At 51.2% G+C, this 16,777-nt stretch carries 18 protein-coding genes; 7 read left to right on the top strand and 11 right to left on the bottom strand.

From position 1 onward, the window contains the following. Positions 1-14 precede the first annotated feature (14 nt). The 5 genes from can to METH11B_RS0115305 all read left to right on the top strand — a co-directional run bounded on the left by can (position 15) and on the right by METH11B_RS0115305 (position 6,082). Positions 15-647, top strand: a complete 633-nt coding sequence (can, locus tag METH11B_RS0115330) for a carbonate dehydratase (protein WP_020484014.1) — start codon at positions 15-17, stop codon at positions 645-647. A 32-nt stretch (positions 648-679) separates the two neighbouring features. Then, positions 680-2,239, top strand: coding sequence for a SulP family inorganic anion transporter (locus METH11B_RS0115325; protein ID WP_026602773.1), 1,560 nt, complete (start codon positions 680-682; stop codon positions 2,237-2,239). Positions 2,240-2,486: 247 nt separating this feature from the next. Further along, positions 2,487-4,850 (top strand): penicillin acylase family protein, encoded by a 2,364-nt coding sequence (locus METH11B_RS0115320; protein WP_051427007.1) that lies wholly within the window; start codon positions 2,487-2,489, stop codon positions 4,848-4,850. Positions 4,851-5,190: 340 nt separating this feature from the next. Beyond that, positions 5,191-5,679: a DUF4410 domain-containing protein gene (locus tag METH11B_RS27900; RefSeq protein WP_026602770.1), complete on the top strand. Its 489-nt coding sequence runs from the start codon at positions 5,191-5,193 to the stop codon at positions 5,677-5,679. Continuing rightward, a complete protein-coding gene (locus METH11B_RS0115305) occupies positions 5,630-6,082 on the top strand; it encodes a hypothetical protein (protein ID WP_155931131.1) in 453 nt (150 codons plus the stop codon). Before METH11B_RS27900 ends, METH11B_RS0115305 begins: the two co-directional genes overlap by 50 nt. 464 nt (positions 6,083-6,546) lie before the next feature. On the opposite strand, the gene METH11B_RS0115300 is transcribed toward METH11B_RS0115305, so the two are convergent. The 4 genes from METH11B_RS0115300 to METH11B_RS0115285 are packed head-to-tail and all read right to left on the bottom strand — an operon-like array spanning position 6,547 to position 9,913. Continuing rightward, on the bottom strand, positions 6,547-7,611 hold the full coding sequence (locus METH11B_RS0115300; protein WP_026602769.1) for a phosphotransferase enzyme family protein: 1,065 nt from the start codon (positions 7,609-7,611) through the stop codon (positions 6,547-6,549). After that, positions 7,608-8,195 carry an RdgB/HAM1 family non-canonical purine NTP pyrophosphatase gene (rdgB, locus tag METH11B_RS0115295; protein ID WP_020484021.1) on the bottom strand — a complete coding sequence of 196 codons (588 nt, stop codon included), beginning with the start codon at positions 8,193-8,195 and terminating at the stop codon, positions 7,608-7,610. Before rdgB ends, METH11B_RS0115300 begins: the two co-directional genes overlap by 4 nt. A gap of 5 nt (positions 8,196-8,200) precedes the next feature. After that, positions 8,201-8,950, bottom strand: a complete 750-nt coding sequence (gene rph / locus METH11B_RS0115290) for a ribonuclease PH (protein WP_026602768.1) — start codon at positions 8,948-8,950, stop codon at positions 8,201-8,203. 57 nt (positions 8,951-9,007) lie between these two features. Beyond that, a complete protein-coding gene (locus tag METH11B_RS0115285; RefSeq protein ID WP_020484023.1) occupies positions 9,008-9,913 on the bottom strand; it encodes a serine/threonine protein kinase in 906 nt (301 codons plus the stop codon). A 55-nt stretch (positions 9,914-9,968) separates the two neighbouring features. Between METH11B_RS0115285 and METH11B_RS0115280 the strand changes: the two genes are divergently transcribed. Next, complete coding sequence (locus METH11B_RS0115280; RefSeq protein ID WP_026602767.1) at positions 9,969-10,820, top strand: YicC/YloC family endoribonuclease; 852 nt, start codon at positions 9,969-9,971, stop codon at positions 10,818-10,820. Positions 10,821-11,176: 356 nt separating this feature from the next. On the opposite strand, the gene METH11B_RS28635 is transcribed toward METH11B_RS0115280, so the two are convergent. Next, positions 11,177-11,824: a TnsA endonuclease N-terminal domain-containing protein gene (locus METH11B_RS28635; protein WP_081733816.1), complete on the bottom strand. Its 648-nt coding sequence runs from the start codon at positions 11,822-11,824 to the stop codon at positions 11,177-11,179. Between the two features lie 167 nt (positions 11,825-11,991). Further along, a complete protein-coding gene (locus METH11B_RS0115270) occupies positions 11,992-12,456 on the bottom strand; it encodes a helix-turn-helix domain-containing protein (RefSeq protein WP_231499624.1) in 465 nt (154 codons plus the stop codon). Between the two features lie 71 nt (positions 12,457-12,527). Here METH11B_RS0115270 and METH11B_RS28630 point away from each other — a divergent pair, with 71 nt between their 5' ends. Further along, positions 12,528-12,695: a helix-turn-helix domain-containing protein gene (locus tag METH11B_RS28630; RefSeq protein ID WP_081733815.1), complete on the top strand. Its 168-nt coding sequence runs from the start codon at positions 12,528-12,530 to the stop codon at positions 12,693-12,695. A gap of 39 nt (positions 12,696-12,734) precedes the next feature. On the opposite strand, the gene METH11B_RS28625 is transcribed toward METH11B_RS28630, so the two are convergent. From METH11B_RS28625 to METH11B_RS0115245, 5 genes are all read right to left on the bottom strand, one after another. After that, a complete protein-coding gene (locus METH11B_RS28625; RefSeq protein WP_197026968.1) occupies positions 12,735-12,905 on the bottom strand; it encodes a hypothetical protein in 171 nt (56 codons plus the stop codon). 162 nt (positions 12,906-13,067) lie between these two features. Continuing rightward, the gene (locus tag METH11B_RS0115260; RefSeq protein ID WP_026602764.1) at positions 13,068-13,553 is read right to left on the bottom strand and encodes a 3'-5' exonuclease; all 486 of its coding nucleotides are present in this window, start codon (positions 13,551-13,553) and stop codon (positions 13,068-13,070) included. Further along, positions 13,546-14,457: an ATP-dependent nuclease gene (locus METH11B_RS0115255; RefSeq protein ID WP_026602763.1), complete on the bottom strand. Its 912-nt coding sequence runs from the start codon at positions 14,455-14,457 to the stop codon at positions 13,546-13,548. The genes METH11B_RS0115260 and METH11B_RS0115255 overlap by 8 nt, the downstream gene beginning before the upstream one ends. A 19-nt stretch (positions 14,458-14,476) precedes the next feature. After that, positions 14,477-15,160: a restriction endonuclease gene (locus METH11B_RS0115250; RefSeq protein ID WP_026602762.1), complete on the bottom strand. Its 684-nt coding sequence runs from the start codon at positions 15,158-15,160 to the stop codon at positions 14,477-14,479. A gap of 508 nt (positions 15,161-15,668) precedes the next feature. After that, on the bottom strand, positions 15,669-16,763 hold the full coding sequence (locus METH11B_RS0115245; RefSeq protein ID WP_197026967.1) for a Fic family protein: 1,095 nt from the start codon (positions 16,761-16,763) through the stop codon (positions 15,669-15,671). Positions 16,764-16,777 lie beyond the last annotated feature (14 nt).

Raw genomic sequence — 16,777 nt, 5'->3', positions numbered from 1 at the left:
TAAGGACACCCATTATGATTACACCCACGAAATTACTACTTGAAAACAAAGCCTGGTCGGAAGAAGTCAGTAGAAAAGACCCGGAATTTTTTGTCCAGTTGGCCAAAGAACAAAAGCCCGACTTTTTGTGGATAGGCTGCTCGGATAGCCGAGTGCCCGCTGAGACAGTCGTCAACGCCAAGCCCGGCGAAATTTTTGTGCATCGCAATATTGCCAATCAGGTCATCGTCACCGATTTCAATTGTCTGAGCGTTTTGCAATATGCCATTTCGGTCTTAAAAGTTAAGCACGTTATCGTTTGCGGCCATTACGGCTGCGGCGGCGTAAAAGCGGCCTTGCAGCCGCAAAAATCCGATCTGGTTATCACCAATAAATGGTTGCTGCACATTAAAGATATATACCGTTTGCATCAGGAAGAGCTTGAGTCTATTCCGCCTGAGAAAAAAACGGATCGCCTGATCGAGCTGAATATCATCGAGCAAGTTTATCGCCTAGCGCACACCTCGATTATTCAGTCGGCCTGGAAACACGGGCACAAACCCACTTTACATGGCTGGGTATACGGCCTGAACGACGGCTTGATCAATGAATTGATCAAACTCGACCATAACACGCAAATCAATCCGATTTACCGCTATGCCGACTAGCATCCGGATTTTCGCAACGACTGGGTAAACCAATGAAATCTCAATTGAATTCTTACATGAAACATCTGCACCAGGACTTACCGGCCGGTATCGTAGTCTTTCTGGTGGCTTTACCGTTATGCCTGGGGGTTGCATTAGCGTCCGGTGCACCGCTGTTCTCCGGCATTATTGCCGGCTTGGTGGGCGGTATTCTGGTTTCCTGGGCTAGCGGCTCGCAATTGAGCGTTTCCGGACCGGCAGCCGGATTGACGGTTATCGTCTTCGAAGCCATCGAAACCCTGGATGGCTTTGGCGGTTTTTTGCTGAGCGTGGTGCTGGCCGGCGGCTTGCAAATAGTGCTGGGCTTTTTGAAAGCCGGGGTGATTGGTGCATTTTTTCCGGCTTCGGTAATTAAAGGCATGCTGGCGGCGATAGGCTTGATTTTGATCATCAAGCAAACGCCGCATGCCACCGGTTACGATACCAGCTTCGAAGGCGATGAAAGTTATATGCAGGAGAGCGCGGAATCGAGCTTTTTTGAATTGTCGGAGGCCTTGGAAGCGATAACCCCCGGCGTTACTATCGTCAGTGCCGTAGCGCTAATGATTTTGATCGTTTGGGATTCCGGATTTATCAAGCAGTTTAAGCTTTTAAAGCTGATTCCCGGTCCGTTGCTGGCCGTTATTTGGGGTGTCAGTTTCAACGCGCTGGCTTTGCGTTTTGCGCCCGATATGATGATTGGCGAAAAACACCTGGTATCGCTTCCCGAGTTGGGCAGTACCGCCAACTTTATCAACCAATTGCGCCTGCCGGATTTCAGTTATTTCAGCAATCCGAAAATTTACAGCGTAGCGGTGACCATTGCGATTATCGCCAGCCTGGAAACCTTGCTGAGCATAGAGGCGGTCGATAAATTGGACCCGCACAAACGCGTTGCGCCTACCAATCGGGAGCTTAAAGCCCAGGGCCTGGGCAACATGGTCAGCGGCTTGATGGGCGGCCTGCCGATTACCGCCGTGATCGTGCGTAGTTCGGCCAATATCAATGCCGGCGGCCAGACCAAAATAGCGTCATTCTTACACGGCGTTTTGCTATTGGTCAGCGTGCTGTTTTTTGCGAAATATTTGAACATGATTCCGCTGGCCTGTTTGGCGGCAATTCTGCTGCAAACCGGCTACAAACTAGCCAAGCCGGCACTGTTCGTGGAGTTTTACCGGAAGGGCTGGAATCAGTTCGCGCCGTTTGCGATTACCGTTGTGGCGATTTTATTCACTGACCTGTTGCTGGGTATTGCCATTGGTATGGCTGCCGGATTCTACTTCGTCTTGAAAGCCAACTTCCATGCGGCGATTACCTTGACCCAGCACGGCGACCATTATTTATTGCGCCTGCATAAGGATGTCTCCTTCTTGAATAAGGCCTTGCTACGCAAGCATCTATCCGCCATACCCAATGATTGTGAATTGCTGATTGACGGCTCCAAAGCGTTGTTCATCGATCAAGACATCATTGAAACCATCGCGGATTTTCTACTGGCCGCGCGGGATCGTGGTATTAATTTAGAAATCCAGGGCTTTAGCGTCTCATGTGACATTTCTTCGTCCGCTCACTAATGTAAAACCGGCTACTTTAAGCCGCTACCAATGCAAAGTTGCTAATCGGTTTCGGAAAAAGCCGCGCCGAAACCGATTTTTTGACGCATGTATTTCGGGTGTTTTTGATAGCGGAGTCTAGTTAATAAACTCCGCCTTGCTAAAAATCTGGTCAGTCTGCTTTTAATCGCTTAGCCCTATAATAGCCAGGGCGGTTGGCGACTTTCGCCTCGCCAATTTTTCCGATCTCCCCGAGGCTATATCAACCATGTCCAGAATGCGCGTCGCCTTCTTGTCGATTACCGGTGTTATTTTCAGCGGAATTGCTTTGATAATAGGGCTGTTGCTGGCATCTCTACCCGCCGAAAATGGCGAGGTGGTTTTGCCCGGCCTTTCCAGTCAAGCCAGCGTCAAATGCGATACGTTCGGCGTGCCGGAAATCGAAGCAACCCAGCGGAAAGACGCCTATCGTGTCCTGGGCTACTTGCATGCCCGCGACCGTTTGTTTCAGATGGAATTGATGCGCCGCAAAAGCGCGGGACGCCTAGCCGAGCTGTTTGGCGCCAAGGCACTGGATGCGGACCGCAAACAACGCGTCTATCAAATGGACCGCGCCGCGCAACGCATCGTTACCGATTTGCCGCCGGCCCAACGTCTGGCATTGCAGGCTTATGTCGATGGGGTGAATCAATTCATCGACCATGCCCGTGTCCTGCCGCCGGAGTTTCTGGTGCTGCGCCACCGCCCCGAGACGTGGCGCCCCGAAGACAGCATTCTCGTGGTGTTGGCGATGTTTCAAACCCTGAACGGCCAGGAACAGGACGAGCGCATGGTCAGCGTCATGGCTCGCGCACTGCCTCAGGATCTGGTGACGTTTTTGACGCCGGATACCGATCCCTACGCCAAGGAATTGGTCGGCGGCAGCCAACCGCGCCGCTTCCAGCCAGCGATTCCGCTTGAGGCGCTGGCCAGCCTGCCCGGCAGCGATTCAACGCTGGCACTTAATCAAGCAGTGGATGCCGAAAACGTGGTGTCCGGATCCAACAACTGGGTGGTCGCCGGCAGCAAAACCAGCGATGGCCGGGCGATGATTGCCAACGACATGCACTTGGCGCTGAATGTGCCCAACATCTGGTACCGCGCCGATCTGAACTACGACAATCGCCATATCTACGGCATCACCTTGCCCGGCGTACCCGCCGTAATCGTCGGCGGCAACGATGATGTGGCCTGGGGCTTTACCAATGTCACCGGCGACTTTCTGGATTTGATCCGCCTGGACATCGATTCGGCCCATCCCGGCCAATATCGCACGCCGCATGGCTGGCAAGCGTTTACCGAACACCAGGAAACCATTCGGGTTAAAGGCGAGCCCGACGTGACGCTGACCTTGCGCGACAGCGAGTGGGGGCCGGTATCCGATCAGGACTTGCTGAGCCAACCGGTGGCGATCAAATGGACTGCGCTTGAGCCGCACTTTGTGGACCTGGGCCTGATGGATATGGACCAAGCCCGTAATACCCAACAAGCCGTGGCGATAATGAATCGGTTCGGCGGGCCGCCGCAGAATGTGGTGATTGCTGATCGTGACGGCCATATCGCTTGGACTTACATGGGGCGCTTCCCCAAGCGCCGCGGGTTCGAGGGTCTGATCAGTCAGTCTTGGGCCGATGGCAATCTTGATTGGGCTGGCTCTATCCCTCCCGATGAATTGCCACGGCTGCTAGACCCGGCGGACGGTTTTATTGTCACCGCCAACAATCGTACCCTGGGCCGGGATTATCCTTATGTGATCGGCCATAACTGGTCCTTGAGCTATCGAGCGCACCGCATCGAGGAATTGCTGAAAAGTCGCAACGGCCTGACCGAACAAGATTTGCTGGCAATCCAACTGGATACCCGCAGTGAAGTTCTGGCGTTTTATCGGCAATTGGCACTGGACGCTTTAGACCATCTGAGCGACGCGGACGACGGTTTGCAAAAAGCCCGCAACGCCATCGCGGCCTGGGACGGCTATATGCAAACCGATAGCCTAGGCGCGCCAATCTTGAGTGAATTCCGAACCCGCCTGGCCGGCGCAGTATTTGAGAAAGTGGTCGCTGCCAGCCAAACGCTGGACCCGCAATTTCGTTACGCCTGGCGGGAAATGGAAACGCCGCTCCGGCAATTGCTGACACAACGGCCCAAGGGTGTGCTGAATGGGCGTTATCAAGACGATTGGCAGGCCATGATCGTGGCAACCTTGCGGCAAACCGTGCAAGTGCTGCGTGAGAAATATCCCGCTGTCGAACCCGATCAACTGACCTGGGGTATGACCCACCCGGTTAATTTACGCCACCCGTTCAGCAAAGTAGCGTCTGCTTTGAGCGGCGTGCTGGACATGCCCGCCTTCGACAGCGACGGCTGCGCCAGCGTTTGCGTCAAGGTCATGGACAACGCCCATGGCGCCAGCGAGCGGCTGGTCTTGTCGCCCTCCCACCCGGAAGCCGCCATATTCCACATGCCGGGCGGCCAGTCCGGCCACCCTTTATCGGCACATTACCGCGACCAGCAGAATTTTTGGCGGGATGGAGTGGCCTTGCCGTTGCGGTCGGTGGCGGTTGGGGACGTGTTGCAGTTTGTGCCGCAATGACGGTAGTGGGGCTGATTGAATATCGGTGGTTTGGCAACTAGAAAACGACAAACCAGAGCTGCCAGCTAAAATTAATCTGAAACACCAAGAAAAGGCCAACAAGCTGACGTTTGATGGGTCCGCACGACTTACCCTAAAACGCATAAAAGCTTACGTACCGACAAGTTTCGAGCCGGATTCCTCCAATTACGCTGACGGCGTTACGCGTGCTGAGGACAGACGGTATTGGGGCTAACACTCGAACGCCAAGCAGATGTAGTCTTAGCTTTTTGGGTTATCCTAGTAGTGTTTTTAACTGTTAAATTGACTAAATAAAGGTCCAGCAATGAATCACGGAAAAATGAAAAGATACCTGTCGGGTTTCAGCCTCTCGGTATTGGTTTTAATGTTGTATGGGTGCGCTTCGGCCAATTTGAGTGTAGTGCAGGCAATGGCTGCTAAACCGGCTTCAGCATCACTTATTCTGATTGATAACACCGGAAGCAAGGTTTCTAATGAGGACATTGGCAATTTGAAATCTGCTTTTTCCGATTCATTGCAAAAAGCCGGCGTCAAGATTGTATCGACCGAGAATAAAGACGTAGCGGCCATCGTTGGTCAAATTCAACAATACGATAAAGGCAGTAAAGCGCTTCGGTACTTTGTCGGCTTCGGCGCTGGCACAGGTAAAATGAAAACGGCGTGGAAAGTGTCTGATCAGACCGGTGGCGAAATCGGCAGCTGTAATATCGATGGCAGTATTTCGATGGGGGTGTTTGGCGGCGATTTTTATAACGTCCATGAAAAAGCCGCCGAGGCATTCTCGCAATTTTTCACCGGGACCAAGTAATGTGGGCCTTATCAAGTTGCGGCGGTTTTATATCTCTTTACGCTCAGCATTCTTGCTGTTAGCCTTGAATGGCTGCGGCACACTATTTGGCGGCCTGACCCAAGACATTAAATTGACAAGCGATCCTCCCAACGCGCAAGTGATTGACACCGATACTGGCGTGAAATACAACACACCTGTCATTGTTTCTTTGGAAAAAAGCATTTCGCATTCCCTTGAATTTTCTAAAGAAGGTTATAAAACCGAGGTTGTACCTTTAAGAAGAGAGGTCCGGTTTGTTTGGTGGTTTCTTGATGCGTTTTCGCTCGGAGTGGGGAATTTGATCGATGCTGCAAGCGGCGGGTTATTCGATATCAAACCCGAGCAAGTACATGTCGCACTTGACCCAAAGTCTGGAAGCTAGTATGACTCGCCGGAAAATGAAAACAACATTTCAAGGTGGCTTTGCATGCTATTTTTCTAACCGGTTGCGCCGAGGTCGTTAACCTCTCTGACCGGCCCCCCTCAGTGGACGTTGGGCTTCCTCAAGGCAGGTTACTTATACATGCATAAGACTTTTCGCCAAACGTCCAGATACACTGAGTCACTCGATAAGGAGAAATACCATGAAACAACACGAAAGTTTTAATAGCCACCAGAATCCGCTAGTACTACCGTTCCATTTGGCGCTCCGCCACCTTCACAAGAATGAGCGATGGATTTTGGTTTTGTTCTCAATTCTTTTTCTGGTGGATTGGTGGCTGGGATGGCCGATTTAGCTTAGTAAGGTACTGATTGAACGCATTGGATGCCATACGTGTTTTATGCGCCTGTCCCTTACATCTAAGCCATTAGCCCGGTGATTTCATGTAACCAAAAACATTCAAGTTACCCGCCTTTGCATCGAGCAATTAATCCCTCCAACAAATCCTTCTGCCGCTCGATACTGCCGCACAAAACAAATAGCGCCTGCGCCCGTTCCAGGTTTTGCCGGGGCGTGCTGACTTTGAAGTATTGGTTGCCGTCCAGGTAATCGCTGAAAAAGCGCAGGCCCAGTTCAAACGGAATCAGCCAGATGGCCGGGTAGAGATAGTCGTAGTCGTTGGCGGTGAAAAACTCGCCGGCTTCTTGCAGGTAGCTTTCCAGTATGGTCTGGCAGCGGGCCAGGTCGAATTCGTTGTTGCTGGGGTTGTGGCAGCAGGAGCGCAGGCAGTCGCCGATGTCGTAATGCACCAGGCCGGGCTTGACGGTGTCCAGATCGATCAGGCTGACGATGCGGTCGCTGCCGGTTTCGAATAGAAAATTGTTCAGTTTCGGGTCGCCGTGTATCACCCGTTCGCGCAGTTCGCCGCGCTGTTTGGCTTGCTCCAGGACGGGGATTCGTTGCTGCATCCGGTCGATAAAATCCCGACATTCGTTAAATGCCGTATCGCAGGTGACTTGCAACGGCTGCGCCAGCCGTTGCCGATAAGTTTCAAAGTAGCTTGGCGTGATATGGAAGCCCGGCAGGGTGTCGTGCAGCTCAGCGGCGGGCAGAGTGGCGCATAGCTTGTGAAAGTGTGCCAGGGCAAAGCCGACTTGGCTGGCTTCCGCCGGATTGCTGATGTACTCGCGGCTCTCGGCGGGCTCGATCAATTCCAACGCTCGCCAGACTTGACCGCTGTCGTCCCGATAACTCGCTGATCCAGCCACAGTGGGCAGCGTGACAGGTATTTTCAAACGCACATCGGCGGCACGCTGCGAGCCAATGTGCCGATTCAGCCGTTGCAGATTGGCGATGACCTGTTCCGGTTGCGGAAATACCCTGCCGTTCAGGCCTTGCAATACAAAACGATTGCCGTTGCTTGGGGTGACGAGATAGGTGTCGTTGATCAGGCCGTTACCGAGCGGGCTGATCTGCGGTGCGCTGCCGAGGCTGGTAAATTGTTCGGCTATCTGCTGTAGCCGAATCACAGCCCGGCAAGTTGTTGACTAAGCGCCCGCAAAGCTTGGCCGCGATGGCTGAGAGCGTTTTTTAATTCCGGGGCCAGTTGCGCCGACGAGCATTGGTACTGCTCAACCCAGAACACCGGATCGTAACCAAAGCCGTTTTCACCCACAGCTTGCCGCAAAATCCGGCCTTCCCAAACGCCTTGGGCGATGATGGGCGTCGGGTCCAACGCATGACGTAGATAAACCATCACGCAGATGAAACGCGCGCTGCGTTCTGTGTCCGGCACGTCGCGCATTTCTTCCAGTAACTTGTCCAGATTCGCTTGGTCCGAAGCGCCGACACCGGCATAACGCGCCGAAATCACGCCAGGCGCGCCGCCCAACGCATCCACCGCCAAACCCGAGTCATCGGCAATGGCCGGCAAGTTGCAATGCGCCGCAGCGTTGCGGGCCTTGATGATGGCGTTTTCGATAAAGGTCGCGCCGGTTTCTTCCGGCTCGACCACATTAAACTGCGATTGCGGCAGGATTTGGTCGTTTTGCAGGATGGCCTGAATTTCCCGAATCTTGCCGGCATTACCGCTGGCCAAAACTATCGAACTCATTTCTTTTACAGCACGACTCGCAGCGGGGCTGGCTTTTTCGCTTCCCGCAATGCCGCTTGCTGTTTTTCCAGCAGCTGATTGATGCCGAACTCGGCCAATTCCAGCATCGCGTTAAGCTCGTCTTTTCTAAACGCATGACCTTCGGCGGTACCTTGCACTTCGATGAAGTGGCCGGCTTCGTTCATCACCACGTTCATGTCGGTTTCGGCTTGATGATCTTCAGCATAGTCCAGATCCAGCACCGGTACGCCGTTATAAATCCCCACCGATACCGAAGCCACTTGCCCATGCAGCGGGTTTTTCTTGATTTTGTGAGTTTTTAACAGATGTTCAATAGCAATCGACAAAGCGACGAAGCCGCCAGTGATGGACGCGGTGCGGGTGCCGCCGTCGGCTTGAATCACGTCGCAATCGATGGTGATGGTGCTTTCACCCAGGGCTTTTAAGTCAATGGCCGCGCGCAAGGAGCGGCCGATCAAACGTTGAATTTCCAGGGTGCGGCCGCCTTGTTTGCCGCGGCCGGCTTCGCGGTCCATCCGGCTGTGGGTGGAGCGCGGCAACATGCCGTATTCCGCGGTTACCCAGCCCTCACCTTTGCCTTTCAAGAAGCGAGGAACGCTGTTGTCGACGCTGGCGGTGCATAGAACCCGAGTATCGCCGAACTCCACTAACACCGAGCCTTCGGCATGTTTGGTGTAATTGCAGGTGAAGCGTATTTCGCGCAGTTGATCGGGGTTGCGTCCGCTTGGTCTCATATTCATCTCGCTGGTATATAAATTGCCGGCATTATACTGGCTTTACCGGGCGGATTTTTAACTATTGCCGGGACTGAGAGCCTGCTGTAACTCTGCCACGCTTTGCGGTCTATTCTCTGGAAAAACCGCCATGGCCCAATCGATGGCTTTCAGTAAATACTCGGGAAAATGCCGTTTATGCGCCTTCACGGCCGGTGCTAAATCGTCCTGTTTGATGCGATCCGGCGAGGGCTGCGGGATTTTATAATCCAAACAGGCGCGCATACTGGCGCCCACCGCATAAATGTCCGACCAAGGCCCAAGATTGCCATTGTTATCGTATTGTTCGATAGGCGAATAACCGTTAGTCAGCACCTTAGCCCGGTTGCGCTGCGGGTCCAGCGTGATTTTACGGATAGCGCCAAAATCCAGCAGCAAGGGGTCGTTTTCGCTGCGGATCAGAATATTGGCGGGCTTGATGTCCAGATGCACCAGACCTTTTTGATGCACCGCTTCCACGCCGGTCAGCAATAGCTTGAATACGGTCAACAGGAAGTCTTCGTTAATCGGCAGGCTGCGTTTGTGCAGGATTTTGTCTAGCGTGATGCCATAGTCGTAAGTCATCACCATATACACGGTGTCGTTGGCCTGGAAGAAATTAATCACATCGACGATATTGTGGTGCTTCAGCATCGCCAGCACTTTGGCTTCTTCAAAGAATAACGAGCGGCCGCGCATGAACAGTGTCTTGGCCTCCTCATTATTGGGTACGACCAGATTATTCCAGGTGCGGTGCGCCAGCTTGCGGGGTAAATATTCCTTAATCGCTACCTGAATCTGATCGGCCAACTGCCTGGCCAGATACACCGAGCTAAAGCCACCATGCGCCAATTCCCGCTCGATCATGTACTGATCTATAATGGTTCCCGATTGAAGGTAATTCCATTCCTTGGGATAAGTTTCTGGATCGTAGTATTCGGCCATGTGCAAAGCTGGGCGGGTTAAGCGTAACGATTATAGGTGAAAAATGATAAGAAGCATGACCGCTTTCGCGGACGGCGAAATAAGCGCCGACAATCTGACCATCCTTTGCGAATTACGTTCGGTCAACCATCGTTACAGCGATCTTAGCGTCAAGTTGCCCGAGCGACTACGCTTTGTGGAAGCCGACGCCCGCCGCCTGATTGCCGACAAACTGAAGCGCGGCAAAATCGAATGCGCCTTGAGTTACAAAAAGCAAGCCAGCGATAACAGCTTCAATATCAATCGGGAAATAATCGAAAAGTTGCTGACGGCTACCGCGGGTATCGAAGCGTTGATGAGCAATCCGCAGCCGTTTTCCGCATTAGAGGTGCTGGCGTTTCCGGGAGTGCAACAAGAAACCGAAACCGACAAGGAAGCGCTACGCGAAAAAATTGTCCAGTTGCTGGACTTAACGCTGGATAAAATGCTGGAAACCCGCGCCCGCGAAGGCGCGCAACTGGCGCAACTTCTGGAAGACCGCTGCCAAAAGATTAATTTGTTGGTCGAAGCGGCCCACAAACGTATGCCGGATGTGTTGCATAACCTACGCAGCAAGCTTACCAGCCGGGTGCTGGAGATGGTGGCCGAACCTAATTTTGATCGCTTGGAGCAGGAGTTGGTGTTGCTGGCGCAAAAACTTGATGTGGCCGAAGAACTGGATCGCTTGGAAACCCATGTCGCCGAAGTGCTGCGCACCTTGAAACAACCGGAACCCACCGGCCGCCGTCTGGATTTTTTAATGCAGGAAATGAACCGGGAGGCTAACACCTTGGGCTCCAAGTCCGCTGACCGGGAAATGACGCAGATTTCCATCGATTTGAAGGTGCTGATCGAGCAGATGCGAGAGCAAATTCAGAATATTGAATGATGTTTCAGACTGTCCCGGACAGTTTCGACACCACACCAGAGGCCGCGTAAATCGCGGCTTTTTTATGCCTGGCAGTTTCATGTTATCCCTGGGGAGCGCCTGACAGACGAGCATGGGAATGCCTCGATCAACCTTTTGCCGATGTTAAACGCCAGCCTTTGATTACGACACCACAAAGCGGCCGGACCACCAGCTGACGCAAAGCCGAGAAACTGCACACGTTTTTATTAACCCGGCCCTATTTATCACCGGTATTCCGTTCGGGCTAAGCTCATCGAAGCCCAGGCTGGCGCGCCCTTCGACAGGCTCTGTTCCCTCAAGGGCGTTAAAGCCTACGGTATTTAAAGGCAGGGTTACTAATCGCAGCTATGCAATTGCGCAAGAAGGGCAAAGGCCGTAGACCGGAAACCCAAAAATCGACTTAAAGCCTCCAAGGTTGGATCAGTTGCCTGTTCCACCCAAGCCTTGGCCTGTTCGGAAATATGAGCGGGAATCTGGAAACGCAGGTACGGTCTTAGATTTGAAAAATTCCGGATTCGATGGGGAAAATTCAATTCGTCTTCGGTCAAGACGATGAAGTGGTAGCCTTTTTCGGCTAGAATCTGGTGGGCTACCTGTAGCCGCTCCAGTACTTTCGGCGTGAACAACTTAGATAACGGCTTTACTTCAACATAACAAATTTCGCCGTTATGCAAGATCAGCTCAAAGTCCGGCGTATATCGGAACATTCCCATTGAGGCTGGTAGGTAGAAGGTTTGCGGCTGCTCTCTAAATGCCTTGACCACTGGGGAAAACTCAAAGTGGTAACAAGCTTTTTGTTCCAGTTGTGATTCCCACCCAATCATGCAATTCATCTTGGTCGATGAGTGTTGACCACGGACCAGTCCACGAGACCGTGTCACGGGCTCTCTTGCCCGCTCCGCTTTGGGTTGTGGCGTAATATTCAGGCGCAATGCGGCACCCTGACCGGCGCTATTGCGCCCACCATACGAATTTATAGACATAACGATTCCTTACCGTGTTCGGTAATGACTTTTTCTGTTAGTGGTAAGTTGTGCCAGGATAGGCTTGACGAGAACTACGAGCGGGGAGATACTAAGCTTTCCGAGGGCGAGGTATCTACTTCGCTTGCAGTGCGGGGCAAGCCGACTGGTTTGTTCCGTGCTGCACTTTACATATCGATTCTCCTTACTTTGGATTGTTTACTTGTAGGTGTACCTAGGGCGAGGACATTCAAGATTATCGCAACTTGTAATTCGGTTAACCTTCCCAGTTGTTTCCGCAATTCGTTGATCATCCGATATTCAACAAGCATCATGCCATCCGGTAATTGAAATGACTTTTGGGACTGTTCTACACTGTCCCATAAGGAAGCTTGCTCATCTTTGTCCAAATCCAAAGCGATAATCAGCTTATTCAATACTTGTTTCGATGGCGGTGCTTTTCGGCCTTTTTCCAGTGAACTGATGTAACAAGCCTGAACACCCAAGTCTGCAGCCAATTGTTTTTGTTGCAATTGGCGACTACGCCTGATTTTCTCTAAAAAGAGACCGAATGGGGTCACAATGCTTCCTAATCCAAGTAACATGCGACGAGGGTAATGAATTTTTTTCTGATTTGCAAATTCAATTTTCAAAAAAAATTATTTGTCAAGTATTTTTACCTGACAAGTAAGCTTTTTTACCGGACAAGGTCCAACTCAGAAAAATGCGTGGCTGGCCTCAAGAACAGCTCACACCGGCATGCGGCATGGCACGAAGTTATTTAGGCGGAGTAGAGTGGGGAAAACGAAATATTGCCCTGCTGAATATTTGCAAGTTGGCGGACGCGTTATCGGTCTCGCCGGCGGAGATGTTGAAATCTCAAAAGGGATAAATACGACCTAAGGATCAAATTCGATTAGATCGGAAGTACTCAGTAATACTGTCGAATGTAGCTATACGCCTTCTCAAACAGCTCCTCATCGGCATGCAGTTTGTATTTGAACAAGGATTTGCGTAGCGCCTTTTTGACCTCCCGCTCGCCGGCCAAGGTATTTTGCCAACCGGGAAAACGCACCAGCCGGACGATTTCGTCGATGTCCACCAGCAGGCGTTCAATAATAATTGGTGTATCGGCGATGACAAACCTTCGTTACAGTTGTAGAGCTGGGTTTGAAATGGCTTACTGGAAAATTTTCTTCACTTAAGAGGCTGTTACTTAGGTAGTAAAACCCAGTTTCAACAATAAAAACTCATTTAATTTCAGTTACGTAGCCGCTCTAATGGAAGTAATCAATGGTGATTCTACGGAATCGTAGATAAGATGAACCTGTGTTTTAGCACGGGTTAAGCCAACATAGAAAAGGCGTGATGCCTCTTTCAACTGCTCGTCGGTTCTATCCAACCCACTTGGGAATACACCATTCTCCAACCCTATCATTATGACCGCTTGGAACTCTAGCCCTTTCGAGCTGTGCAGCGTCATCAAGTTGAGCTGATCCGGACTCTTACCCTGATTCCCAAAGATTTCGACCGTGAAACCCTGCAAAATCCCACCTTTCGCTGCGGCATTTATCAGTTCTTCGAGGTTGTCTTTCTCGTCGGCGAGACCAGGCTCTTGTTCGAGCATTTCATTCAGCACATCACGACGTAGCGCCAAGAGCCAACGGTGCAAAGGCAACGCGCCGCCCCGTAGCGAAAACAGGGCCGTAATTAAGTGCTTGCGTGCGGTCAACAATTCGGACTCATTCATCACTGAGCGGTACATGCGCCGCCATGCTTTTAGCAGCTGAGAAAGAGACACTTCTCCAGTCTGCCAACCTCCCGAGCACCAACGTGCTGCATCCATGAGCCACTCGCTCAAGCGTGGCCTCGGCCACACCGCGCTTTCCACCATCGATCATCATTTGCAGTGCGCGCAGTAAACGTTCCGGATCAGTCGGCGAAAACCCCAGGGCTGTTTCCACGGCATGTTTATCGCCTACCATGGTAATCAGTTGATCGTTGACTTGGCTGACGACACTGGAAAGCTCAGGGAGTGCAGCAATCTTTGAAGTTATTGTGTGAACCTCGCCGGCGATCGCATTGAGCTCTTTCACATCCACCGTCTTAGCAGCTCGATCCAACAATGGTCTCAGCGGAGACCTCGACCAACGCGCCAGGTCAGACTCGGCGTCGCGCAAGGCCGGGAACAGGTCCATCGGCATCCATCGCCTTAATTCATAACCGATCGAGTTTTCTGGCCGATCTCCACCGAAGAGAATGAATTCGTAATCCGCTTCGCTACGCGGTGCTCTTTCAAGCCCCTGCACTGGCTGATAGCGATAGGTAACTCGCGCTACCATCGGGTCTGGCTTCACCAAGTGATCTGCTAGTACCGCCAACAGATTCTCGTTGCCTTCAAAGTCCCGAAACTCGACGGACACCTCAATGATGTCTTCCGCTTTCAGTGGGCGGGTCAGCCCATCCCAAAAGTCATCAAGGCGCAGCTTACGCAATGAATCGGGAAGTGTTGGATCAAGGATCAACCGAAGTGCAAACAGGAGATTGGTCTTGCCGACCTTATTCTCACCAAGAACAACAGCATGCTCGCCAAGTCTGATATCAAGGTGCTTGAAGTTTCTAAAGTTTTTGATAATGATACGGCTTAGTCGCATAACAGTCTTGTCTCTTCCTCTAGATCTTTTTCTCAGAACCTGAGATCGGATGCGCATAGATGAGGCCTCTGGTCTGAGCGGCTTTCACTTTGCGGTCGATCATGTCACGCATGGTAAGGTGTCCCTCCAACACTAGAATTAGGTCCTCGCCATCAACAAAGAGCGTCTGAATCTCTTTGCCGATGACGAGGCTGTGAATTACTTCGGGACTAAAGCCGTTCACGGAAATGAACAGTCCACGTCCGTAAAGCTTACCTGCCACCTTTCCAGCGAACTGATAAACCGGCTCGTTGCTGGCAGACCTCTCCTGCCACTTGGCCTCAATGAGGTAATGCTCTCCGTCAAACTTCACAGCACCATCAACTTGTTCTCCGTTGACGCGGAACGCTTCCGTCGTTTCTAGACGGGAAAGTTCGGCGAGGATACGTTCTAGTGCGTAGCCGCGCTGCTGTCGTGACGTTTTGTTTGCAAGCAGATCGAGATATTCGCTGCGTAATTGTTCCAGCGAAGCGGTCGGCTGCTGTCGAACGGCGTCTTGAAAGACACGTCGTTCACGATCGGATTTGATCTTGGAATCTCGAATCTCCTGCAGTTGGCGCAAGTGGTCAAGGTTCTCAAAGAAACCGACGATTTCCTTGCGTGGCCAAAACAGCGACAAAATGCAGTCCTTCATGCAGCCTTTAATGTCAGCTGGAAAATTCAACTTAAAATTTCCACTTAATCTACCAAACTAGTCTTTACTGATTCGTTTCATAAAATTTGAGATTTCATTTCACAATTGTGAGATTTATTTCATTAATTATGAGATCTGACAAACACTGTCGGATCTCATAATTTCTGAAAAACTGACCTTCATAAAAATCAACCAGTTGCATTAATTATGAGATTTTCATTTCTTTAAAAAATCTCATAATTAATGGTTCAAACCTAACAAAATCTCATAATTTTTGATAAATTGATTTTAATCATTAAAATTCAATATCTTACAAAAAATAAACCAATCTAGTAACACATTCCGTGTGCATAAACCCGCATGAACTCGCAGTAACAGGCAATAAAAAAGTCCAACTGAGATCAGTTGGGCTTTGATAATTGGGGTGGTGCGCCACTTGAAACAAACCGCGTCTGCTCAGCTATTGCGGGTCGATGCAGGCTAGTTTGGCAGGAGTTCAATTCCTCGATTCCGAAATTGAACCGCGGTCCATTTTGGGTCAGCGAAGCTCATACCAAACACCCCGACCACTACCAAGCTGATTGAGGTGTCTCTGCTCAACCAGCGCCCTGAAATGTTGTTTCAGGGTATTTCGACTACTTCCAGTTAGTCTGATGGCATCTGCCATCGTCATGCGACCGTGTTCTCGAGTGAATTCGACAATCTGCAGCGATAGCTCGGGCAACGGCGCCAGAACCAATTTTTCACGCTCAACTTTTTTGTTGAGGCGACGCATTTGCTCGGCAAGCGAACGCAAGAAAAACAAAAGCCAAGGTAGCCAGTTCGGCGCTTCGGTTCGAATCGTTCCCTGGGTCTGTCTTAACGCCAGATAGTAGGCTTCCTTGTTCATTTCGATGACGCTTTCCAGCGAGCTATAAGGCACGTAGCTATAACCTGCTTGTAAAAGCAGCAATGTGGTCAACACCCTACTCAATCGGCCATTACCATCTTGAAAAGGATGGATTTCAAGGAAAATAACTACCCACAAACCAATCAATAGCAACGGATGCAATTGCGCTAAACTGCGTTCTTCCTGAGTCCACGTGACCAATTCGGTCATTAATCTTGGGGTATCAAAGGGCGTAGCGGTTTCGAATACCACACCAAGTTGCAATCCGTTTTCGTCAAAAGCAACCACGCTATTGGAGGACGATTTGTAGTTACCACGATGCCAGGCATCCTTTTCGCTGTAGACCAGCAGGTCGCGGTGCAATTGCTTGATATGGTTCTCGGTCAGCGCCATGTCCGCCCAGGAAGCAAATACCAAATCCATGACTTCGGCATAACCCGCCACTTCCTGTTCGTCTCGTGTGGTAAAGGTCTTGATCTGCAAATTCGACAACAAGCGCTCAACATCGCGGTCCGATAATTTGCTGCCTTCAATGCGAGTGGATGACCCGATGCTTTCAATCGTTGCGACTCGTCGCAATGCGGAAAGGCGATCAGGCGCCAGTGTGCCCAATGCACGCCAGGCACCTTTGAACTCATCAATTTTGGCGATTAAGCCAAGAATCTCCGGGGTAATCTGGATGGTGTCAGAATTTATCATGTGACCAATCTTACGCCCAATAACACCCATTATCCATAAATACACCCATTTACACCCAA

It is taken from the genome of Methylomonas sp. 11b (genome assembly GCF_000515215.1).
In the GTDB taxonomy this organism is placed as follows: Bacteria; Pseudomonadota; Gammaproteobacteria; order Methylococcales; family Methylomonadaceae; genus Methylomonas.
The sequence above is the reverse complement of the archived record's forward strand: the minus strand, read 5'-3'. Positions and strand labels throughout refer to the sequence as shown.

Excerpts from the sequence above, each read along its gene's own strand:
- can (WP_020484014.1), top strand. The coding sequence starts at position 15 with ATGATTACACCCACGAAATTACTACTTGAAAACAAAGCCTGGTCGGAA.
- METH11B_RS0115325 (WP_026602773.1), top strand. The coding sequence starts at position 680 with ATGAAATCTCAATTGAATTCTTACATGAAACATCTGCACCAGGACTTA.
- METH11B_RS0115320 (WP_051427007.1), top strand. The coding sequence starts at position 2,487 with ATGTCCAGAATGCGCGTCGCCTTCTTGTCGATTACCGGTGTTATTTTC.
- METH11B_RS27900 (WP_026602770.1), top strand. The coding sequence starts at position 5,191 with ATGAAAAGATACCTGTCGGGTTTCAGCCTCTCGGTATTGGTTTTAATG.
- METH11B_RS0115305 (WP_155931131.1), top strand. The coding sequence starts at position 5,630 with ATGAAAAAGCCGCCGAGGCATTCTCGCAATTTTTCACCGGGACCAAGT.
- rdgB (WP_020484021.1), bottom strand. The coding sequence starts at position 8,195 with ATGAGTTCGATAGTTTTGGCCAGCGGTAATGCCGGCAAGATTCGGGAA.
- rph (WP_026602768.1), bottom strand. The coding sequence starts at position 8,950 with ATGAGACCAAGCGGACGCAACCCCGATCAACTGCGCGAAATACGCTTC.
- METH11B_RS0115285 (WP_020484023.1), bottom strand. The coding sequence starts at position 9,913 with ATGGCCGAATACTACGATCCAGAAACTTATCCCAAGGAATGGAATTAC.
- METH11B_RS0115280 (WP_026602767.1), top strand. The coding sequence starts at position 9,969 with ATGACCGCTTTCGCGGACGGCGAAATAAGCGCCGACAATCTGACCATC.
- METH11B_RS28635 (WP_081733816.1), bottom strand. The coding sequence starts at position 11,824 with ATGTCTATAAATTCGTATGGTGGGCGCAATAGCGCCGGTCAGGGTGCC.
- METH11B_RS28630 (WP_081733815.1), top strand. The coding sequence starts at position 12,528 with ATGCGTGGCTGGCCTCAAGAACAGCTCACACCGGCATGCGGCATGGCA.
- METH11B_RS0115260 (WP_026602764.1), bottom strand. The coding sequence starts at position 13,553 with ATGAATGAGTCCGAATTGTTGACCGCACGCAAGCACTTAATTACGGCC.
- METH11B_RS0115255 (WP_026602763.1), bottom strand. The coding sequence starts at position 14,457 with ATGCGACTAAGCCGTATCATTATCAAAAACTTTAGAAACTTCAAGCAC.